The sequence below is a fragment of the Pelagihabitans pacificus genome (genome assembly GCF_009371985.2).
Classification (GTDB): Bacteria; Bacteroidota; Bacteroidia; order Flavobacteriales; family Flavobacteriaceae; genus Pelagihabitans; species Pelagihabitans pacificus.
Map to the genome: position 1 here is coordinate 48,895 of NZ_VIKU02000003.1, position 23,211 is coordinate 72,105.

Sequence of the window (23,211 nt, forward strand, 5' to 3'; positions counted from 1 at the left end):
TAGGGGAGGGTGCGTTTAGCAAAGTTCACGAATTTCTTAACCTTTGGTCTAGTTGATAATTTAACGCTAAATCACGTCTCTTATTGTGAATTCGGAATAGCGGGAATGTCAGGTATAGGAAAGTGCCTACCAATTTTCAGCTCGTATTGATGTAGGGCTTTATGTATCATGGGGTTCTTTGGTGAAAACCGATGGTGGAATATCACTCAGAAAAACAAAATATAAATTGCCCATACTATACAAAAGCCACAAAAAACATATACCAGGTAATCGTTCAGGGTAGTTTTTTGCTTCATAAGATTAGGTTTACCTATAAAACCCATAAAAGGACCGAAGGTTGTAAATCGACCGAGCAAAGGAAGGAATATTCGATTTGTGGTTTGAAATCGGTTCAAAGGGCTTTTTCATCCATAAAAGTAAACCATTGAAACAGCTGTAAAACCAGTAAAAGAAGCAGTTCATCGACCAGCGGTATACATCGCTTAGCCTAGTACTTTTTTTAGTGCCGTGCCAAACCGTTCCATTTCCTGTAGTGTACCGGTGCTTATTCTTGCCCATTCAAAAAACGGAGGGAAAGGTCTGCCGATGATCACTTGCTCATTGGCCATATCGGTAATGAGTTTGCCAATAGGTCTTCCCGTTTTAAAGAACACAAAGTTGGTATGCGAAGGAATATATTGTAGCCTTAAGTTGTTCAACGTACGATAAACGTGTTCCTTTGCCTCTACATTCTTAGCGAGGCTGAATTTATAGAAATCGTCGTCTCTCAAAGCTTCCTTAGCAGCCTCGATGGCCAGAATATTGGTGTTTGCCATCACACTTGCCTTTAAACGGTCTGCAATATCAGGTCTGGCTATCAAATAACCGATGCGAAGTCCGGCAAGGCCAAATACTTTCGAGAAAGTCTTGGAAACGATTACATTCCTACCCTGCTTTACCAGTTCGACCATAGAAGGATAATCTGGTTCGGTAATATAGTCATAATAGGCCTCATCGCTAAATACCACTGCCCGATGGTCCACCGCGCTACAGAAATCCTTGAGTTTGTCCTTATCCAGAAGTGTTCCGGTCGGATTATTGGGATTGCAAACGAAAATGAGACCTGTATTGCCGGTCACCCGACGTTCCATTGCTTCCAAATCATGTCCGAAATTATCATCTACCGGCACACGGTGTACATGGGCACCAAAAGTTTCCGCGTATCGGAGCATTGCTTGGAAGGTAGGGTCGGCCGCTATGATTTCCTTTCCGTGCAGTCCGTAAGTAATTCCTGCTGCTTTAAGACCTTCCGTAGACCCGCCGGTCACTACCACATGGTCTTTGGTCACGCCTTCCTTATCTGCAATTATAGGGACCAGCCCGGAAAGTGCTTGAAACGGATAGCGACAAGCGTCATCGAAAGTCTCGGTAATGACGGCCCGTACCCGGTCCGATGGGCCAAAGGGATTTTCGTTGGAGTTGAGTTTGGCCACTCTATTGGCAATGCGGGTTGTCGTGGTAGTATTTAGCGCTAAAGCGTCGAGTCCGCCCAATAAGGCAAAACCACCGGAAAGTCCCATGGTTTTGAGCCAATTTCTTCGATCTATAGTTCTCATAATAGGATTGATTATGGGAAATAAGATACGAATTATTACGTATGATATAAGGATTCTTTGGTCATGCCATTGTAAGCACGAACCTCAACTCCCAATGCGATATCAGATTCCGCTCAGAATCCAATTACTGGCTAATTTAGGGTTTATAGCGTATGGGAAGGTATTATAATTGAAACTCTTCGCTACTGGAATCTTCTTTCTTGATTCTCGCAGTGCTAAAGAGATCTTTCACTATATAAAGGGCCACCATTACAATGCCCAGCACCAGTAAAGCACTTGCAAACTCCCACTGCAAAATCTTCATCAGGCCTCCAATAATGATGCATAGCGTTCCCAGCACCATGGCGATGTTCCACCATATCTGTAGGGAACTATTTTTGGCCCTGCGGTCTTCATCCATAAAATAGGCGGTTCCCTCCATTATGAACCAAAAGATAAAACTACCACCCATAACTATCTGAAAGAAAATAGTATACTGGAGATGGAACATGGTCAAGATTCCGTAAGTGGAACAGGTTAGGACCAATATCAATTTGATGTAATCAAGAAAGACCTTAGGCTTTTTTTTCCAAAAACGTATGGCGTACAAAATAGCTATTCCGCTTAAGGATGTAATGACCAATTCCGTACCGAATGGCCACTGAACGATGCGTGCCAATACCCCGATCAACAGTACCACCAGTGCGACCCTTAACGGGGATTTGAGAACTTTCTTTTTTGCAGACATAGTTTTGTATTTAGTTTATATTGCCTTTATATTGGCTTTTAGACCCTCCATAATACCTAGGATATTATGAACGGTTTCCTTGAGGTAATGTCGGATTAGAATGTGCGGGATGCGGATGGTCGTGAAACCATTTTTAAAAGAATGCATGGCCTCCTCCAAATCGTTCATCGCCTGTTCATGGGTCAACATGTGATATTCCACATCGATTTCAATGTTGAGCTTTACCCGTGATATGGCAATGTCCACTGACTTTTTACCATCCCACCATTCCAACATCGCTTGTACGCCCGCTTCCTTTAGGCCATAGTACAATTGAATGGCTTCCATGGGGGTGTTGTTCTTTTCTACAAGTCGTTCCATTCGTTCCTGGTGCTTCGCACATAGCTCGACACCCAACGAGTCCATAGCATTTCTGTGGTCCAGATAACTCAGTTCTTTGTTACATTCTAAACAAGTCATTCAGTAGGTCGATTTTACACTCCAAGCTCAGCTCGAAGGCGGGGGTTATTTCATGTGATTTGGGATAATAATAACCGTACGATTCTAGGATTATTATAAACCTTCGACGTATGACACCCTACTTTTAGACGAACTGCATTTTTTTAGATGAAATGCAATCAAAAGTGTTAAATGTGTTGTGAAAATCACCCTTTGAAAAGTCCTTTTGTATGCTGTTTATCGATTATATTTACTATACATCCTTAATTCAAATGCATGTTCAAAAAAATGGGTCCCGGGGTACTGGTGGCCGCTGCCTTTATCGGACCCGGAACCGTAACGGCCTGTATGCTTGCAGGGGTCGGATTTGGTTATAGCCTCCTATGGGCCATGTTGCTTTCGGTGGTCGCTACCCTGGTGTTACAGGAAATGTCGGCCCGTTTGGGGGTGGTCACCCAAAAGGGATTGGCCGATACCATCAAAAACGAATTGAGTTCTCCGGTACTCCGAAATACGGTTATCGGTATAATTCTCGCTGCGATTGTTATAGGCAATGCGGCTTATGAGGGAGGTAATATCGGTGGAGCTACCTTGGGTTTGGAGGCACTTTTTGGAACGGAGTATACGACCAGCTATCCTTTTATCATCGGGGGTATGGCCTTCGTACTTTTATATCTGGGCAACTATAAATTTTTGGAAAAAGTATTTGTGGGCTTGGTTTTGGTTATGAGCCTTTCTTTTTTGGTCACTGCGGTTATAACAAAACCAAATCTCGGGTCGGTTCTAAAAGGGTTGTTCGTTCCTAGTGCTCCGGAAGAAAGTATATTGACAATCATCGCATTGGTCGGTACAACGGTGGTGCCCTATAATCTTTTTCTGCATGCCTCTTTGGTAAGTGAGAAGTGGAAATCAAAAGATGACCTGAACTTGGTCCGCAGGGATACTTGGGTGGCTATTATGCTAGGGGGCCTGGTATCGATATCGATCATTATAGCAGCTGCGGCCATTCCAGGCGGAGAGGTGCGAAATGTGATGGATATGGCTCGAGGTCTGGAACCCCTCTATGGGAACGCCGCCAACTATTTTATAGGCATTGGTCTTTTTGCGGCAGGGGTTACCTCCGCTATCACGGCACCTTTGGCGGCTGCCTATGTAGTGAACAGTTGTTTTGGTTGGAATGCGGGGCTAAAGGATTTTCGATTTAAACTGGTTTGGATGGTTATCCTCTTTCTAGGAGTCTTTTTTATGTCGTTTGGCATACAACCTATCGAAATCATCAAATTTGCCCAAATCGCTAACGGATTGTTGTTACCCGTCATCGCCATTTTTTTGCTTTGGGTAGTGAACAAAGCGACGGTTATGGGTAACTATAGGAATTCATTTATCCAAAATGCTTTTGGGATATTGATTATCTGCCTTTCGATACTGTTGGGTGTCCGAAGTATTTTAAAGGTCTTTGGGATGTTCTAAGCGCCCAACGCTGTGCTGTTGGGTCAAAGGGACTCCTTGAGGGGCGCTCCGTGCTATTCGAACAAGTTGGAAGATAAATAGCGGTCTCCCCGGTCACAGATAATTGATACGATGAGCCCCTTCTCTAGCGTACTGGCTAGTCTAAGGGCGGCGGTCGCGGCACCTCCGCTGCTCATTCCGGAAAAAATGCCTTCCTCTTTTGCCAGTCTTCTGGCCATATGGGCCGCTTCGTCCTCGCTGACCTCCATTATCTGGTCTACTTTTTTGGGATCGAATATTTTAGGCAGGTACTCCTCAGGCCATTTTCTGATTCCTGGAATTCGGGAACCCTCCTTGGGCTGTACTCCAATAATCTGTATTTCAGGATTTTGCCCTTTCAAGTAGGCCGAAGTGCCCATAATCGTTCCTGTGGTGCCCATGGAAGACACGAAATGAGTAATTTTTTGATGGGTGGCAGACCAGATTTCGGGACCTGTAGACCTATAGTGAGCTTTCCAATTATCATGGTTGGCGAATTGGTCCATCATTATATAGCCTTCTTCCTTCACCTTTAGTTCTGCATAATCCCTCGCACCTTCAATACCTTCATCTGCCGCAGTAAGCGTCACTTGTGCGCCGTATGCCCTCATTGTTTGTACCCGTTCCATGGTGCTATTCTCTGGCATGACCAGTTCAATGTTTAGCCCGTAAATTCCCGCGATCATCGCCAAGGCAATACCGGTATTGCCGCTGGTGGCTTCAATAAGTTTGGAATTTTTATCAAAATCGCCTCTTTCGAGTCCACTCCGGATCATATTCAGTGCGGCCCTGTCTTTTACACTTCCTCCCGGATTATGCCCCTCCATTTTAAAAAGTAGTCGTACATTGGGATTTTGGTTCAATACCCTGGATTCAACCAAAGGGGTATCTCCAATGAGTTCAATGAGGCTATACGGCATTCGGCAATGTTTTAATTTTGATTTCGGGAGTGTGGAAAACGGTCGAGTTGGCAGGTACTGAAGCGGTTACCCATGCGTTACCACCAATGATGCTATTCTCACCGATCACGGTGTCGCCACCTAATATAGTGGCATTGGCATAAATAGTGACATTGTTCTCAATGGTAGGATGCCGTTTGGTCCGCTGTAAATTTTTGGCCACATACAAGGCCCCGAGGGTAACCCCTTGGTACACTTTCACGTGGTCTTTGATGACCGCGGTTTCCCCAATAACCACACCCGTGGCATGGTCTATGAAGAACGACTTTCCAATTTTCGCACCCGGATTAATGTCGACCCCGGTTTGTCTATGTGCGTACTCGGTCATCAGTCTTGGTACTAAGGGAAATCCCTTTTCATAGAGTTTATGGGCCAACCGATAAATCGCAATGGCATAAAAACCCGGATACGCCATATACACCTCCTCGATAGAGAGTGATGCGGGATCACAACTGACAATGGCCTCGGCATCCAGGTTCAACTTTTCGAGTATCCCTGGCAATTGGGCCATATAGTTTTCCCAAACCTTTTTACAGGGTTTGTCGGTTTCCCAGCAGGCCAATGTGACGAGTTCATCAAATTTGGTTTCCAGTACGGCCATATTCTCTTCTACAGGAGTCTCTATATCAAAAAGAGTGTAAAAAAGAAGATCTGTAAATGTTTCAACTTTCTTCTTTAGGCGAAAACGCAGATTGGGTTGTTTTTTGTGCTTTTGTATTTTCCTGATAATCGCTGTTTTATCCATAGTAACTTGCTAGACTATTCAAATTTAGAAATTATTACCAGAGTACTTTGGCGCAAATGGTTAACTTTAGCTTAAAATATGCACCCTATCAGGGGTTCGGTCAACATATTCGTCGCATGGCACAAGCTATCATTACCAAGGAAGTTTTCGATTTTCTACGAACTTTGGAAAAAAATAATAACCGGGAATGGTTTACGGAACATAAGAAGCAGTTTAAAACCTTGGAGTCGGCCGTTAAGGAGGTATTCGCGACCATTTCCGAAAAAATGAAGTCTCACGACGAGATTGAAAAGTTAAAAGTTTTCAGAATTTATAGGGATGTGCGTTTCTCCCATGACAAGACCCCCTACAAAATCAATTTCTCTGCCTCCATGTCCCGCGCCGGGGCCCACCAGCGTGGCGGTTATTATGTGCATTTACAACCCAATGGCAGTTTCATAGCTGCAGGATTCTGGAACCCCAATAAGGAAGATTTACTACGAATTCGAAAAGAATGGGAGTTTGATGCCGAGGAGCTTAGAAAAATTATCGAAAACAAAGACTTCAAGGATGTATGGGGAGAATTAATCGGCGACGAGGTCAAAACCGCACCCAAGGGTTTCGACAGGGAACACCCCAATATCGATCTGATTAGAAAGAAACAATTTCTTTTTGTCAAGAACTTCACGGATAAAGAAGTACTCTCACAACATTTTACCGATCGTGCAAATGAAGCCTTTAAGGCGATTCGGCCCTATTTTGATTTGATGAGTACTGTATTGACGACAAATTTGAACGGGGAATCCCTGCTTAATTAGGAACAACCGTAGGGTATTGCACTTTGGTCGGTAAAGGTTTTTTTCCGAAAAATGCCAATGCAAACCAACTTACTTGGAGTACCGTAGGTTTTCCTTAATCATTCCATATGCAATAAAAAGAATGGTGCCTCCCCCAAAGCAGAGACTCGCTGCTAGAAAAATGTTGATGATGGTAGCCATTTCAAATAGTGGTTATAGTTCTTATGACAGGCTAAAAATATATTCAAACCGGTGAATACTTTTATTGAAATGTATAGTTGGTATGAAAATCGGTGTAAATGGTCAAATTATTTCGAAACCTATAATCTGTGCCTATTCTGAAGAGCCTGAAATCCAAGAAGAACAGGGAAAAGACCATAGTAGCTATCCATGAGTGGTGATCGGAAAGAAGAAAATAGGATCAAGGGAGCGCTACAACCTGTCTTTCAAAAACCTGCAGTTGATCTTGTAACCGTTTTACCACCATGTTCATCATCCGCTTGTTCAATGAAGAGGAGTTTTTAATGTAGTCGATGTACTCTTGCTCCGTAAACTGGCCTATTATTATACCCTTTAGTGCATTACGGAATTTGATATCTTTTTGAATGGCATTTTCAATATACTCCAACCGCTTCTGAAGCGTAAGTTCATAGAATCTATTTTTGTGTTTTACTATATAATTTGCAAAAACAGCGAGGAGCAAGGGGTTCTGTAGCTTGATAATAGGACGAAGTGTAGCGTTTTGAAAATACTCATCGCTCGTCATTTCAGCAGAGACCTTGGCCGATGGAATAACAGGGCGTATGGCTAAAAGATGTTGGGACCGCTCGTTCATTTGAAATATTTTTATAAAGGTAGGAAATCAAAAGAGGTGCCAAATAGGGTAGATGGGTTAGTTTTTAACGGGCTTATGAACAAAAAAAGGCCAACGATTGTATCCGTTGGCCTTTAGGTGTTTTGCAAAAAATTATTTGCTTTCCAAGAACTCTTCAAAGCTCTTTACGGCAAGCGCATCGGAATGTTTAAACTTCTTTTTTAACTTTTCAAAATCGTTTTTGGCGGTTTCAAAACGCTTTTCAATAACCGCCAGGTTCTGAAGTTCGGTCGATGAGGGCTTATCATAACTATTTGCCAATTTGCTAAACAAGTCTGCCATTTTCTCCCGCAATTGGGGTTCTGCCGCACCAACATAGTTATCACCGGTGGTGATTACCAATGTTTCCTTCAACGCATTGAGTTTCTTGGCGGTCTTGGTATCGTTTGCTTCCTCCGATTTTGCGATCATCTCATCGAGCTCATAGACCAAATATGCCAGTTTCTCTGTCATATCGTAGAGCTTCATGGTAGTTTCGTTCTTGAGTTTACGGTCCGTCTCGTTCAAGAGCGATTTGGAATCATACACCAAGTCGAATGTGTGTTCGTAGGTGTCCTTTCCTTTGGTCATGACCACTTTGTAGGTGCCCGCAGGTACTTGCGGACTTGTAAAACCTCCGAAAGAAAAGGTTTTTCCTTTGGCTACTTTGGGCTGCTTTCTGGTATAATTCCAGTTAACGATATTGATCCCTTTGGATTTACCTGGTCCCAACTCGACAATTTTATTGCCCTCCATGTCCTGTATCTCCATAATCATTTTTCCGAAAGTATGCCGCTTGTTCAAATAATACTTTATTTGAGCGCTTTTTGTCTTATTACGGCCTACAAACTGGGTTTCTCCTCCAAAACTTCCTGAGAATTCACTCTCCTCATTGATTACCGTAGGCTCGCTTTTAAAGAAATGTACTTTCTTGGCGAGCACTTCCTCGTTCAATTCCCTTAGTGGTGAAATATCGTCGATGATAATGACGCCACGACCATGGGTACCCATCACCAAATCATCAGTGGCCTTTTGCAACTCGATCGCGTGAACGGCCACCGACGGCATATTGTTGGTAAACTTCTTCCAGTTGGCACCGCCATCCAGCGTGATATAGAGTCCGAATTCCGTGCCGAGGAACAAAAGGTCCTGATTTACGTAATCCTCTTGGATGCTACGGACAAACCCGGTCACATCGTCGGAAATTATGCTGTTCCATGTTTTCCCAAAGTCGGTCGTTTTATATGCATAAGGATTCATATCGTTTTGGGTATGACCATCAAAAACGGCATAGGCGGTACCCTTATCGAAGGTACTGGCCTCAATCTGATAACACCAGGTATTGACCGGAAGCCCGGGAATATTCGCAACCGTATTGGTCCACGTTTTTCCACCATCTTGGGTTACCTGTACATTTCCATCGTCGGTACCGACCCAAATCACGTTTTCATCCAACGGCGATTCCACAATGGTAAAAACGGTCGTATGGTTTTCGGCACCGGAATTATCCTTTGAAAGTCCGCCAGAGTCTTCCTGCGTCTGTTTGGCCGGGTCGTTGGTAGTTAGGTCAGGGGAGATTATTTCCCATGTATCACCCATATCCTCCGATTTGTGCAAAAACTGGCTTCCCATATAAAATCGGTCTGGTTGATGGGCGCTTACCGCCATTGGGGCGTTCCAATTAAAACGAAGTTTGGGAACCCCTTCGGTCTGCAACGGTTGTATTGTCTTTAACACCTTTCGGTCGGTATCGTATCGCCAAACATTTTCGGCGCCCTGCATTTCCGAGTAAATGATATTTTTGGTGGGATGTTTTAGCACACGAAATCCATCTCCATAACCGACCGAGTTCCAATCGCGTGCCTGCACGCCTCCGGGAGCTGATGAAGGCCCGTACCAAGATCCGTTATCTTGCAGACCTCCATACACATTATAAGGCGTCGCATCGTCTACGCTGATGTGGTAGAATTGTGAAAGCGGCAGGTTTTCCACGATTTCCATATTGGTTCCTCCGTCCCAGCTGCGATAGACACCGCCATCGGTTCCCACGTACATGATATCGGAATCCTTGATACTGAAAACGATGTCGTGAATGTCACTGTGCATATTGCCCAAATTTTTGAAGGTCTTTCCTCCATCGCGTGAAATGGAACCGCTTAATCCGCCTTTGACAATTACATTTTCGTCCTTGGGATCAACGACGATTCTCGAAAAATAGAAAGGCCGCACCGTAATTCCGAAATCGTTGTTCAATTGAGACCAGCTTTCCCCGGCATCGTCGCTTCGGTAAAGACCTTTGCGTTCATCTTTTTCAGCTTCAATTACGGTGTATAACACCTTGGGATTCGAAGGAGCAATCGCTATCCCCAACCTTCCCAATTTTCCTTCCGGAAAACCGTTGTGTATTTTATTCCAACTTTTGCCACCATCCGTAGATTTATAAAGAGCGCTGTTTTCTCCTCCCGATTCAAAAGACCATCCGGTTCTTCTAAATTCCCACATAGAGGCGTATAGCACATTGGGGTCTGTTGGATCCATGGCTAGGTCGGCACAGCCTGTTTTGGGATTAACATATAGTAATTTGGTCCAGGTGGCACCTCCGTCCTCCGACTTAAAAACACCTCGTTCCTCACTATCGCCCCATAAGGCCCCTAATACACCGACGTAAATTTCCTGTGAATTTTTGGGATTGACAATGATGTTCGCAATGCGTTCCGACTTGTCAAATCCGATTTTATTCCAATTGGCACCGCCGTCGGTCGACTTATATAGTCCGTCACCAACCGAAACGCTATTTCGCGTCCAGGTTTCCCCTGTACCTACATAAATCGTGTTATCGGGATCGTTTGGGTCTAAGGAAACCGCACCGATTGATTGGCAATACTCATCGAATATCGGTGTAAATGTGGCTCCTGCATCATTGGATTTCCAGACTCCGCCACCAGCTGTTCCCGCATAGATTATTCTGCTGTTCGTAGGATGTACTTCCATATCGTTGATACGGCCGCTCATGAGCGCCGGACCGATGTGCCGGGCGGTCATATCACCAAATAACTGTTTTCCGTCGTTGGTCGACTGGGCGGTAGAAGTATAGGTAGCCAACGACACCAATGCCAGTGTGGCAAATAGTATTTTTTTCATTTCTCGGTAGGATTATGGAAAAAGACCCTTCAATCAAAGGGTCTTTTTATGTTTAGCTATTATTTTTCCTCTTCTTTAGTGGTCTCTTCCTCTGGAAAGGCGAAGGCATTTTCGTCAACGGTAGGGTTAAGTTCAACGGTTTCCATCGTAATGGGTGAACCGGGCTGGCCCTTGACTCCCTGGGTCATGGAGAAGGGGAAATAAAGACCATCTACCTCTTGGTAGTCGCTGAAGGTTACCTCTTGCGTCATACCTTTTCCTGGACCGGACTTCACTTCGGATTGCATGGCAATCGGCACGTAGTTTTCGGTATCGAAAAAGTAGAAAGAGACATCTTCTTCCTGCTTACCATCCACGGTGATGGGTTCCTTCACCAATTTGATCTTATATGCTTCGGCACCATCGATCGTTTCTTTCCCGATAAGCTCCACGGTGTATCCCTTTTCTTTATAATCTACAAAGGAATCGGGGAAATCATTGGTATTTAATTTAAAATTGGCAGTAGCCTCGGCATCACTTTTTTCAGCCTTCATGGTCATAAAGTTATGGCTCCATAAAGTCTCACCGTCAAAGACGCCTTGTTTGATTTCCTTTCCTTGAAAATTGATGGATGTCATTTGTCGTCCATCGCTCATTTGCACAATTTCTATCGGGATTTCCATTCCCTGCTGATTAACTTTTGCCGTCATCTTTACACCCTTTAAAGCCTTAAAATTCTCAAGCCCTCCGATATTCTCGAAATAAGTGCTGATGATTTCATCGGCTGTTTGCGCCTGGGTGGGGGCCATAATCATTAAAGTGATTACGGCGATACATACTTTTAGTGTTTTCATTTTCTATTTTTTGAGATTACTTTTCGTTAGTATCAAATATAGGGCGAATGTTACAGAATTTCGAGTTTTTTTGCGCATACGACGACTTTTACATTGGAAGGGATATGAATGAAGTATGATGGAAATCGTTACATTTAAACTGGATTTATAAGTTGATAGGATGAAATTTGGAAAAGTAGAACACCCAGAGTTGATTGACTTTAGTTTCCCACAGGATCACCCCGATACCGAGGTGGTACTTTCAAAATACAAGGAAAAGGGCACCGAAAGTATCTACGTTGGCTGTGCCAAGTGGAACCGCCAAGATCTGAAGAACTTCTATCCGCGCGGCACAAAAGACGAATTGCAATATTATGCTTCCCAATTTAACTGCATTGAGCTCAACGCCACATTCTACCGTATTTTTCCAGGGGAGCAATACGAAAAATGGTATGCCAAAACACCGGCAGGGTTTAAATTTTTTCCCAAAATAGCACAGGATATTAGTCATTTAAGACGTTTGAACGATGCCGTCTACCCCATCGTAGACCGGTATTTGGAGGTTACTTCCAACCTAAAGGAAAAGTTGGGCACTATCTTTTTGCAAATGCATGGGAATTTCGGCCCTAAGAATTGGGACAGGGTGGTACGTTTCGTGGAATATTGGCCGAAAGAATTTTCCCTAGCAATCGAATTTCGTCACACCGATTGGTTCAATGACAATACCGTCGCAAACGAACTTTATTATCTTTTGGAAGAAAACAACATCGCCAACATTTTAGTCGATACTGCGGGCAGGCGGGATTTAATGCATATGCGTTTGACCAATGACGAGGCTTTTATACGTTATGTCGGGGCCAATCATGAAAGTGATTATGCCCGACTGGACGATTGGGTAGACAAGTTGGCCGATTGGCAAGAAAAAGGGCTGAACAATATTCATTTTTTCGTGCATCAAAATATGGAATTGGAATCCCCCTTACTATCGGCGTACTTCATTGGTAAACTGAACAACAGATTGGGTTGTGACCTAAAAATTCCACAGACCTTGGTGCCACCCAAAACACTTTTTTAGAGTCTTTCCTCGCGGGGCGAATTAATGGTTTTTATTAGTATTATACCATTGATTTACAATAGATAAAAGTTGGTAATCGTTAGTTTTTGTCCATGCTATTCGCTACTGACTGCACTTCATCCAAAACGCGGAGCAGGTTACCTCCCCATAGCTTGGCGATTTCCTCTTCGATATAGCCACGCTTCACCAACTCCAAGGTTACGTTGAAGGTCTCCGAGGCATCGTTCCACCCGGCGATACCACCACCACCATCGAAATCGGAACTGATACCGACATGATCGATTCCCATTACTTTGACCATATAGTCGATATGATTTACAAAGTCGGCTACATCTACCGCTGGTGGTGCATCGGACTTATTCTCCGCTTGCTTTTTTGCGATTGTCATTACCTTGGGATAGTTTGCGATAAAAGCTTCTTTTTGCGCATCGGTCAGGGATGAAAACTGTGACCGCTCGTACCACTCGATTCCCAAAGAATCCGCTACTTGTTGATAAATCGCCTTCATATAGGCAGCGCGGGCTTCGTGCTTCTCGGTATTCAGATACGAGCTGAATGCTACGGCCTGTACCACACCGCCATTTTCCTTCATCAATTTTAACTGCTCGTCATCTAGGTTCCTACTATGGTCACAAAGTGCCCGAGCCGAGGAATGCGAAGCAATAATCGGTGCTTTCGATAAGGCGATCATCTGCTCCATAGCTTTTTTGGATGGATGTGAAACGTCAATCATTATTCCCAATCTATTCATCTCATTTACAGCTTTTTTACCCAATTCACTTAAACCATCATGTAACCATAAGCTATCGGCCTCCCCTGTATTGGAATCCGAAAATTGGCTGTGGCCATTGTGTGCGAGGGAAACGTAACGGGCTCCCAAATTGTGATATCTTTCGAACTCCGAAAGGTCTTTTCCGATCGGATAAGCGTTCTCGACCCCGATCATGGCCACTTTTTTGCCAGCTGCATGTATTCTTCGTACGTCATTCGAAGTCAGTGCGAGCTCAATCTGATCGGGAGCCAGCTCCTCGCAAAAACGGTGTATGGCATCGAACTTCGCCATGGCATTTTCTTTTGCCTTGGCGTAGCCATTGTCGTTCAACGAATCCTGACCGGTGTATACAATTAGCCACGCAACATCCAATCCGCCTTCTTGCATTTTTGGAAGGTTCAATTGTGTTTCCAAACGTTGGGTGTAATTGATGCTATCGGTAAAATTCTTCACGTTAATGTCATCATGCGTATCAATGCTTATCACTTTCGCATGGATTTTCTTTGCTTTCTCTTCTACCGATTCAGCGACCTCTTTGGGAGCTTCTTGACAGGACAACGCTAATAAAATACAGAGCTGGAGGATGCGAAACTTCATATTGTAAGAATTTTAGACCTACAAATAAAGCGATTTGACAACAGAAAAAGGGCATTCGGTAACATTTAATTGTTCACTCCTGAGAATTTGAGGATTTTTAAGCCATAGGAACTTTATTGAATGTAAGCGAAATTAACAAGACGATGTAAGAAAAAGTTTTTATCCCAAATTTTACTGTATAACCAAATCAATCCCCCATTGAAACCAAAAGACCTACTTGCGCAAATTACCCACGTCGAATCGTTGCTAAACGAGTTTTCTTTTGATGAACTCAGCTCCGATGAGGCCGGTCAACTGAAAAAGTCGTTTGAATCGTTCAAACACCACCTTCAGGAAAAGGTCTTGACCCAAAATGGCATTACTTCCGAAAGCCTGAATAATTCATCTTCGCCAACCGGTAAAAGGTCTCACGATAAGCTTCAAAGGGACAACCAAAGCGAAGCTTCCCTGTTAGTGGCCCATGTGAGTCATGAAATACGTACCCCTTTGAACGGCATAATCGGTTTTACCGATCTTTTGAAGGAAGACAGTCTGAGCACCACACAGCTAGAACTTGTAAACGCCATTCAATCCGCTTCCTACTCGTTAATGGAAATTATTAACGAGCTTTTGGAGTATTCGAAACTATCGGCGGGATTGGAGACTTTCGAATCTGTCCATTTCAATTTTTATGCGCTTACAAGAGACATTCTCTACCTCTGCAAAACACTTATCGTGGAGGAAAAAATGAATCTTGAGGCCGATATCGATACCTCCATTCCGGAAGTATTGGTTGGTGATCCCGCAAAATTGAGCCAAGTATTGCTCAACCTTCTGGGCAATGCCATCAAATTCGCGCAAAAGGGTGAAATACGTCTCCGAATCGTTTTGAAAAAGCAAAAAGATGGCCAATTGCTGCTGGAATTTTTGGTCTCTGACCAAGGTATCGGCATTGGGGAGGAGGAACTCCCTTACATCTTCGATTCGTATCGACAGGTGGGGGAAAATACTTCCACAAAGTATGGGGGTACTGGCCTGGGCCTTTCCATTGTGAAAGAAATAATTGTAAATCAAGGAGGGCATATAACGGTCGCCAGCAACTTGGGAGAAGGGACTACCTTTCGATTCGTATTGCCCTATCTCGTAGGCGATAAGTCAAAACTACCCCAAAAAGCCCTGAAAAAGGAATACCTGACCGAAGGTGCCAAACTACTTAAGGGAACCGGAATCTTGGTATTCGAGGATAATCTACTAAATCAGCGACTTATTGAACAACGCCTGAAAAAATGGGGCTGTAACATATGGATTACGGATAATTGTCAATACGGACTACATATTTTGGAAAAACAGCGAATCGATTTGGTCCTAATGGATTTGAGAATGCCCGGGATGAGTGGTTTCGATGTAACACAGCGTATACGAGAGAATGAAAATGAACGGTTACGTCAAGTACCTATTGTAGCACTCACTGCCGACTTTACCATTCAAGACAAGGAACAATCAGAACTACATGGGATTAATGACTACATCCTGAAGCCCTATAGTCCGGATGAACTGCTTTTAAAATTGATCAAAAACAAAAGAAATATGGAGCATATCGATAACATTGAAGAAATGACCTTGACTACCGTACCCAGCCAAGACAAGGAACGGGAGAGTTTTGATTTGGAGCCTATCCTGGGCGACTGTATGGGCGACCTGTCGTTGCTCGAAGAGTTGATCAGGCTTTACAAACAAAATGCAATCGAGTTTATCGGGGCTGCAAAGATTCATTTGGAACAACGGAATTTTGAGGAACTGGAGTTTGTATTGCACAAAATCAAGTCGGGTCTGGCGATGATGCGGACCGAAAGTCTGCACACTATCGTGTCAGAGATGCATACCTCGAGCAAAGAGGACAAGGACACCAAGCATATGGAGTTTTTATATGGATGTTTTTTGGAAGAATATCCTATCGTCGAGAAGAAAATCGATGATGCTTTTGAAAAATTAAAGAACAATAGTAGGTAGAAAAAAATGGAGAGGAAAAAACTGTTGCTGGCGGAAGACGATGAGCTATTGGCCTCTTTATTGAGTTTCCGGCTACAAAAAGGAGGATATGAGGTTATGCACGTACCCAACGGCAAGGAAGTCAAGGAGCAGTTGGAGATGTATTTGCCCGATATCATTGTCAGCGATATTATGATGCCCTATTTCTCGGGTATCGAGCTAATAGATTATGTTCGAAACGAACTGGGTTCGAGCATCCCTATTATCATTCTCTCCTCTGCCGGTAACGAAGAAAATGTTCTTAGTGCATTTGATCTAGGGGCGAACGATTTCATTTCGAAACCCGTGAGCCCATCAGAACTCATGGTCCGGGTTGCCAGGGAATTGAACAAAGCCTAATTTGAAGTTAAACAACTATACATATAACGTTTATTCGCTCATCAATGCGCCAAAGATCCATACGGATCTTTTATGGGATCTTAGTCTACTATTTGTAGGGATTGCGGCCGTTTATTTCATCGCAATTTTTTTATTTAAAAAGAGAATTTCGGCAACATCCGCGAAAACCAAAAAATTGAAGCAGCAGATCTCCCCGATGATCAGCGAGTTTATCTTTCTTGAAGAGGATGCCACAAAAGATGAAAAAAGTAGTTACGTAAACCTGAAAGTGGAGATTCGGGAACAGATTAAAGACGTATTTTATAGAAAGACCGTCACCGAAGTGTTGCTTGACCTGCGAAAAGACGTATCTGGAACTGCCCAGAAACGGTTATTTGAACTCTTTAAGGATCTAGAGCTACACAAAGTATCCTACCAAAAGTTAAAAAGTTGGCGTTGGGAGACCATTTCACAAGGTATCAGAGAGCTCACGCAAATGGAAGTAGTGGACTCCTATGGCTTTATTACCAAGTTCATAAACGACAAGCGGGCCACGATTCGGAAGCAGGCAGAGATTGCAGTGGTGACGCTCAGGCATGAGGGAATCAATTACTTCCTGGATACTACCAAGCATCGAATTTCAGAATGGCAACAATTGAAGTTGATGGAGGTCATCGCCAATAAAGACGACTTTCTTCCACCAAGTTTTAAGGTCTGGCTTACCAGCAAAAACAAGTATGTGGTCCTTTTTGCATTGCGCTTGATCAAACATTACGACCAGAACGACGCCAACAATTCAATTATTGAACTGGTAAAACATAAAAACAGCAGAATCAAGCGCGAAGCGATCGATTGTATAAAGACCTTTCACATCACTAGTGCCCTTGAAACATTGAAAACCGTTTTTTGGAAATGTAGCGCGGATATAAAGGTTATTATTTTGGACACCATTGGGGAATTGGGTTCCTCAGAGGAACTTGATTTTCTGAATCTTATCGAAAATAAAGAAACGCATTTTTCTGTCAGAAGTAAGGCACTGGCCGCCATTAACACAATTTCTCCAGAGACTATTCTTCCCACAGAAGGTATTGTTGATACCTCTAACTATCGGATACCGGAAGATATAAAACCCACGAAGAAGGAAACGATGGAGGAATACAATTCCTTGGATGAAAACCAGGAGGAAATTGGTGATGATGGGCCGCATGATCGAGCGTTGAATAGAGAGTCTAGCTCCCTTGAAAGTCGAAGCTTACCTACTGAAATAGAGGGGGGCGAAGAAACCGAGACAGCTCAAATGGAAACTTCTGAAATCGATGCTACCGTTGAAAACGTATCGACAATGACCCCTTTCTTGAAGGAAGAGAGGTCTCAGGCATCCGAATTAGATGAAGAAAAGGAGCTCCCAAGCACCAATAAAACCAAAAGTAAGAATGCGGTCACCCCTGGGAACAACACGGCCAAACATGATACAAAATTAGAAATGGAAGAAACAAATTTCATGAACGGGGACGAAAACGAATCGAAACCGTCCCTAGAGGGTGGAACCCCCTTATTTTCAATTGATTTTCTACCCCTGGTCGTTGATTGCAATGTCCAAAACAGTCATGGCAAGGCGCCGCAGCAACCAAACCTTATGAATATCGAGGTGTTTTTTGAAGAGATTGACAATGGGGGCATACCTTTTCAAGAAAAGGGAAAGAAGATAAGCCCATACAGATTTGAGATAGCCGAGGAAGACATCCACTTTATTCCCCTAGTTGTTGACACTACCGAACAGCAAGAGGATGGTACTATAAATCAGGAAGAGTACCTGATGGCCATGAATGTTGTTTATGAAGAAATCCCGGCGTATGTAAGGGCGAAAGAGGATGAAGTAAATCCGCTTGAACTCATAGTGTACTGTGAAGAGATAAAGTCGCCACAGCCTAAAAAAGGAGAAATAAATCTCTTGGATCTGGACGTATTTTATGAAGAGATAAAAATACCTGAATTGTTGACCCCAGCTACCGCAGCATCTATGAAGGAAATCGATGTGACGACCCTAACTGTGATCTATGAAGAAATCAAAGGTGTCGACTTGCACCTACCTTCCCTTTTCCAATCAAAAGAATCGATAAACATCGCCTCATTGGAGGTAGAATTCGAGGAAGTGACAGTTGCCGAGGCAAAATCATTGGATAATATGGAGGTCATTTTTGAACCTGTCTTAATTGAAAAGGAAATAACCGAACAAGAACTACCCAACTGGCTTTTGGAAGAAATTGCCAGTCCGGTTACGGCTATCCCAAAGAAAGAGGAAATAAAGATGGAAGGCCCCGAATGGGACGCTAAGGCTTCCAAAATGATGGATGATATAGAATACTATCTAAAATATATCCCCGAACCGAAAATTTATCAAAGTGAAACTGCCGAAACGATGCAGATGTTGGATGATATCGACTTTTTCGGTGATGAACGCGAAATACCATTGCTACGGGAACTGATGGAAATAGAAGAAAAAGAAGAGGCCCGGCTGCGGATCAAAAACATTATGTCCCGCTTTCTAGGTAACAATCCAGACCGTCTTGCAGACACCAAAGAAGATTTACAAGTTCAGGGCAGCAATCCCTACAGTATTTTCGAAGAATTCTTTCGACATTGTGATACCGAGTCAAAACTCATATTGCTCGACGAGATCGTAGCTATCGGTGATGAGAAGGAAGTTTACTTCTTGGAGCAGCTCTTGGAAGACCCGGAACCCGACATTCGTCACAAAGCCTCACAGGCATTGGCACAGTTGAAAGAACGAATGTCCGTGCCGGATAAAACGGTTACTAGGACTGAAACCACTCGGATTCAGTCAACCGCTAGCACAACGGTTGTCGAATATGAACAGTTGTTGGATGAAATGCAGATAAGGCCTCCAAAGGAATCCGATATTTTTGATATCGGATTCGAGCTTTCGGAGAATCTGGATGACCGTCCTGAATCGCTAATGGATGAAGGAAATGAAGACCAGTCGGACCCTGATACCGAATCGAATACCTCTGCCTATAAGCTGTTCAAAAAATTGACCAACAGAAAAAGACCCAGACGCGATGGATAGTGGAATTTTCCAAATAATCCTGGAGTACATAAATGTCGTTTTCTTTACGTTTACGGTGGTGTTGTTTACCATGTTTACCGTCATGGGATACCTATCTACCAGAAATTCGATTCATTATCGAAATAAAAACAGTTTTGGCGACCTTTCCAAGGTAATGGCCTCGCCGTTGGCCCCGAGTATCACCATCATTGCACCAGCCTATAATGAGGGGTTGACGATTGTCGAAAATATTCGCTCACTCTTATCATTGCGCTATGTAAACTACGAGGTAATGGTGGTGAACGATGGGAGTAGAGACGACACGTTGGAGAAAATGATAGCAGCCTATGATCTCATAAAAGTAGAGCGGGAAATAGACCCGAATTGGAAATCAAAGCCTATTCGGGGCATTTACAAATCGAAGCAACGTTCTTTCTCCAAACTAACGGTTATCGACAAGGAAAATGGGGGGAAATCGGATGCTTTGAATACAGGTATGGCCCTCTCCACCAATCAATATGTAGGTTGTATCGACGTAGATTGTCTTTTGTTGCCCGATGCACTACTACATGTGGTCAAATCGTTCTATCAACGATCCGGAAAACGTGTCATTGCCGTTGGCGGAGTGATTCGTGTGGCAAATTCCTGTGTGATTCAAGGTGGCCAATTGGAAGAAATTCGACTTCCGAAAAGTTGGTTGGCCAGGTTCCAATTATTGGAATATACCCGGTCTTTTATACTGGGAAGAATGGCGTGGGGACGCATCGATAGTCTGCTTATTATTTCTGGGGCATTTGGTTTTTTTGATCGGGAAATCGCCATGGCCGTCGGGGGTTACGATACCAATACGGTGGGTGAGGACATGGAAATTGTCTTTCGAATGCGGCGCTATATGCACGACCGAAGAATGCCCTACACCGTCGAATATATTCCCGATTCGCTCTGCTGGACAGAGGTTCCTGAAGACCTTAAAATCTTGATAAACCAGCGAGATCGATGGGCGAGGGGTAATCTGGAAACCTTGATTACCCATAAAGATATGTTCTTTAACTCCAAATATGGTCGGCTCGGTCTTATCAGTTATCCCTATTGGTTCTTTTATGAGTGGCTGGCACCAATACTGGAGTTTTTTGGCTTCCTCTCGATCCTTTTGTTCTATTACCTGGGTATTCTGAATTTAGACTTTTTCCTAGCCATTACGGCGGCAGTCTATATGTATTCGGTGATGTTTTCGTTCTATGCCATTTTATGGGAAGTATATTCCTATAACGAGTATAAAAGAACCAAGGATATTTTCATCCTGATGTTCTGTGCCATTATCGAACCCATTACCTTTCATCCTATTGTGGTATGGGCGGCGATTCGTGGTAATTATAAAAAACTGTTTAAGATTAAATCAGGTTGGGGGTCACAGGTACGAAAAGGATTTGCCAAAGCAACTTAGAAACGTATTATGAATACCAGTACGATCGATAGCTATAGCTTAAAGCATTATACCAGATTGATGATTTCATTTTTTGGGTGTCTTTTGGTGCTTTCGATTTTCCAATATAGTATCCTATACGCGAAGGGAGTTGTCGATAGTGTCATTGGCAGAAGTTTTCTGATAGCCTTGGTACATCAAATCGGGTTTACCTCGATCGTAGGCGTGCTTTTGGCTTTCCCCTTTAAGTTTTGGGAGAACTTTAGACCTAGGTACGGTTTTGTGCTTGTCTTTACGTTGCTCGGTATCTTATTGATTATCGAAGCCATGCTCATCGCCTATTTCTGTACCACCTTGGTACCCTTAGGGTCCGATATTTTGGGCTACAGTTGGGACGATATCAAAATTACGATTTCCAATTCCGGCGGATTTGCCATATCCATCTATCTTTTTATCGGAATTGTCTTCCTTATGACCCTGTTTTTCGGACTTTATAGGATTACCTCAAAGTTTTATCACAAGATCAGCGGTATGTATCCCTTTACGATTATTTTATTCAGTCTGTTCGTAGCGACGCTATTCACCGAGGGGAGGCCCATTAATCAAAACAAGACCCAATATCTGGCAGTAAACCTTTACAATAGCTCTACCGAGGATAATACGTATGTGGCCGATGTGGAGTATCCACTCATCAAAAGACCTGAAACGCCCAATGTGCTCGGCGGGTACTTTGATCTGAAGGAGGAAAAACCCAATATCGTATTCATCATGGTCGAGGGATTGGGTCGTGATTTTGTTGGGGAGGGTGCCGAATATGGCGGTTTCACACCTTTTCTCGATTCCCTAACGACCAAATCGTTGTATTGGGAAAACTGTTTGAGCAATACAGGAAGAACTTTTGGGGTAATTCCGTCATTATTGGGATCTCTACCCTTTGGTAAAAGCGGCTTTATGGAGCTGGAAGATTATCCCAATAAACTGACACTTTACGGCATTCTAAAAAACAATGGCTACCATACATCATTCTATCAGGGAACCAACAGTTCTTTTGATAATGTAGAGAAGTTTTTGCGTAGCGAGAACATCGATTTCATCTTGGACAAATCAGGTTTCGGAAAGAATTATGAGTTACAGGCCGAAGATGCCGCTGGATCATCATGGGGCTATCCTGATTTGGAACTTTTCAAGAAGAGCATGAGTTTGCCGCGAAAATCGGCGCAACCCCGTATAGAGGTATATATGACGATAAGTACCCACGAACCTTTTATTCCACCAAGGGCCGAGTTTTATACCAAGAAGGTCGATAAGATCGTAAATAACGGAAACTTTGAAAGGAAAAAGGAAAAAGTGATTAAGAACAACGATGGGGTATTCGCTAGTTTATTATATACCGACGATGCGCTGAGATGGGTTTTTGACGCTTATAAGAAACAGCCCAATTATGGGAACACCATATTTGTTATAACCGGAGATCATCGATTGATTCCAATACCACAGAGAAACAACCTTAGCCGTTTCCACGTGCCGTTGATTATTTACAGTCCTATGTTGAAAGAGACACGGAGAATGAGTGCAGTATCCTCCCATTTCGACGTAACCCCCACCATCTTATCGCTCTTAAACGGGAAGTACGAATTGAAAATGCCCAAAAAAGTAGCTTGGATGGGCGACGCCCTTGATATGAACGAAGCCTTTCGGTCTACCAAGGATATTCCTTTGATGCGGAATAAGAACGAACTGAAAGAATATATCAGCGGTACCAAACTTTATTCCGATGGGGATGTGTTGGAACTGGAGGAAAACCTGAATGTAGGTTCTTCTTTCGGCGGTGGTTCCCAAGTTGAGCGGAAATTGGACAATTTCAAGTCACTGAACGCTTATGTGACTGCGAATAACAAAATCATTCCCGATAGCTTGGCAATCTTTACCATCCAAAAAGAGAAATTCGATGAAAGCGAGATTGTATGGGTCAATAGTGTATTCAACGGGAAGAATTTTGACAAGGCCTACCTTACCGCAAAGGAATTGGCGTTTGACAAGGAATACGATAGGGCCTTGTTACTGTCACGTTTTATCTTATCCGAAGTCCCTGGACATATCGACACAAAGGTATTAATGGGCAGAATCAACGCTTGGAACGGTAGGTATGGCACCGCTATCGAAATATTGCAGGAATGCATCAACATGGTGCCCGATTATGTTGATTCGTATTCGGCCCTTTTCGATGTGTACTTCTGGTCGGGTAAGAATAAGGAGGCCTATGAACTAATAACGCTGGTCCAACAAAATAGTTCGGGAGTAGATGAAATACAGGATAAGATAGCAAGGGCGCGTAGGGAATATCGAAAAGGAAAAGTGGTAGCCGCTAAATAGGAAGCAACAGCGGCGTTGGCAATT

17 protein-coding genes are annotated in these 23,211 nt (G+C 43.4%); 8 read left to right on the top strand and 9 right to left on the bottom strand.

What is annotated here, in order from left to right:
* Positions 1-482 precede the first annotated feature (482 nt).
* From FK220_RS10830 to FK220_RS10840, 3 genes are all read right to left on the bottom strand, one after another.
* Complete coding sequence (locus FK220_RS10830; RefSeq protein WP_152574349.1) at positions 483-1,595, bottom strand: pyridoxal phosphate-dependent aminotransferase; 1,113 nt, start codon at positions 1,593-1,595, stop codon at positions 483-485.
* A 163-nt stretch (positions 1,596-1,758) separates the two neighbouring features.
* Positions 1,759-2,322, bottom strand: coding sequence for a hypothetical protein (locus FK220_RS10835; RefSeq protein WP_152574350.1), 564 nt, complete (start codon positions 2,320-2,322; stop codon positions 1,759-1,761).
* Positions 2,323-2,337: 15 nt separating this feature from the next.
* Positions 2,338-2,781: a hypothetical protein gene (locus FK220_RS10840; protein WP_152574351.1), complete on the bottom strand. Its 444-nt coding sequence runs from the start codon at positions 2,779-2,781 to the stop codon at positions 2,338-2,340.
* 255 nt (positions 2,782-3,036) lie between these two features.
* Between FK220_RS10840 and FK220_RS10845 the strand changes: the two genes are divergently transcribed.
* Positions 3,037-4,230: an Nramp family divalent metal transporter gene (locus tag FK220_RS10845; RefSeq protein ID WP_152574352.1), complete on the top strand. Its 1,194-nt coding sequence runs from the start codon at positions 3,037-3,039 to the stop codon at positions 4,228-4,230.
* Between the two features lie 53 nt (positions 4,231-4,283).
* On the opposite strand, the gene cysM is transcribed toward FK220_RS10845, so the two are convergent.
* Together cysM and epsC are read right to left on the bottom strand one after the other, a co-directional pair.
* Positions 4,284-5,168: a cysteine synthase CysM gene (gene cysM, locus FK220_RS10850; RefSeq protein ID WP_152574353.1), complete on the bottom strand. Its 885-nt coding sequence runs from the start codon at positions 5,166-5,168 to the stop codon at positions 4,284-4,286.
* Complete coding sequence (epsC, locus tag FK220_RS10855) at positions 5,158-5,952, bottom strand: serine O-acetyltransferase EpsC (protein ID WP_152574354.1); 795 nt, start codon at positions 5,950-5,952, stop codon at positions 5,158-5,160. Before epsC ends, cysM begins: the two co-directional genes overlap by 11 nt.
* A gap of 116 nt (positions 5,953-6,068) precedes the next feature.
* Here epsC and FK220_RS10860 point away from each other — a divergent pair, with 116 nt between their 5' ends.
* Positions 6,069-6,749, top strand: a complete 681-nt coding sequence (locus FK220_RS10860) for a DUF2461 domain-containing protein (RefSeq protein ID WP_152574355.1) — start codon at positions 6,069-6,071, stop codon at positions 6,747-6,749.
* A gap of 400 nt (positions 6,750-7,149) precedes the next feature.
* Here FK220_RS10860 and FK220_RS10865 read toward each other — a convergent pair whose 3' ends face one another.
* The 3 genes from FK220_RS10865 to FK220_RS10875 form a co-directional block, all read right to left on the bottom strand.
* On the bottom strand, positions 7,150-7,563 hold the full coding sequence (locus tag FK220_RS10865) for a glyoxalase (protein ID WP_152574356.1): 414 nt from the start codon (positions 7,561-7,563) through the stop codon (positions 7,150-7,152).
* 132 nt (positions 7,564-7,695) lie between these two features.
* Entirely contained in the window at positions 7,696-10,722 is a 3,027-nt protein-coding gene (locus FK220_RS10870) for a WD40/YVTN/BNR-like repeat-containing protein (protein WP_152574357.1), read from the bottom strand.
* A gap of 59 nt (positions 10,723-10,781) precedes the next feature.
* A complete protein-coding gene (locus FK220_RS10875) occupies positions 10,782-11,555 on the bottom strand; it encodes an outer membrane lipoprotein-sorting protein (RefSeq protein WP_152574358.1) in 774 nt (257 codons plus the stop codon).
* 160 nt (positions 11,556-11,715) lie between these two features.
* On the opposite strand from FK220_RS10875, the gene FK220_RS10880 reads away from it, so the two are divergent.
* On the top strand, positions 11,716-12,609 hold the full coding sequence (locus tag FK220_RS10880; RefSeq protein ID WP_152574359.1) for a DUF72 domain-containing protein: 894 nt from the start codon (positions 11,716-11,718) through the stop codon (positions 12,607-12,609).
* Between the two features lie 79 nt (positions 12,610-12,688).
* On the opposite strand, the gene FK220_RS10885 is transcribed toward FK220_RS10880, so the two are convergent.
* The gene (locus FK220_RS10885) at positions 12,689-13,978 is read right to left on the bottom strand and encodes a dipeptidase (RefSeq protein WP_152574360.1); all 1,290 of its coding nucleotides are present in this window, start codon (positions 13,976-13,978) and stop codon (positions 12,689-12,691) included.
* Positions 13,979-14,176: 198 nt separating this feature from the next.
* On the opposite strand from FK220_RS10885, the gene FK220_RS10890 reads away from it, so the two are divergent.
* The 5 genes from FK220_RS10890 (at position 14,177) to FK220_RS10910 (ending at position 23,187) form a co-directional block, all read left to right on the top strand.
* On the top strand, positions 14,177-15,967 hold the full coding sequence (locus FK220_RS10890; RefSeq protein ID WP_152574361.1) for an ATP-binding protein: 1,791 nt from the start codon (positions 14,177-14,179) through the stop codon (positions 15,965-15,967).
* A 6-nt stretch (positions 15,968-15,973) separates the two neighbouring features.
* Positions 15,974-16,345 (top strand): response regulator transcription factor, encoded by a 372-nt coding sequence (locus FK220_RS10895; RefSeq protein ID WP_152574362.1) that lies wholly within the window; start codon positions 15,974-15,976, stop codon positions 16,343-16,345.
* Positions 16,346-16,520: 175 nt separating this feature from the next.
* On the top strand, positions 16,521-19,412 hold the full coding sequence (locus tag FK220_RS10900; RefSeq protein ID WP_152574363.1) for a HEAT repeat domain-containing protein: 2,892 nt from the start codon (positions 16,521-16,523) through the stop codon (positions 19,410-19,412).
* The gene (locus tag FK220_RS10905; protein ID WP_152574364.1) at positions 19,405-20,835 is read left to right on the top strand and encodes a glycosyltransferase family 2 protein; all 1,431 of its coding nucleotides are present in this window, start codon (positions 19,405-19,407) and stop codon (positions 20,833-20,835) included. Before FK220_RS10900 ends, FK220_RS10905 begins: the two co-directional genes overlap by 8 nt.
* A 9-nt stretch (positions 20,836-20,844) precedes the next feature.
* On the top strand, positions 20,845-23,187 hold the full coding sequence (locus FK220_RS10910; protein WP_152574365.1) for a sulfatase-like hydrolase/transferase: 2,343 nt from the start codon (positions 20,845-20,847) through the stop codon (positions 23,185-23,187).
* The last annotated feature ends 24 nt before the right edge of the window (positions 23,188-23,211 follow it).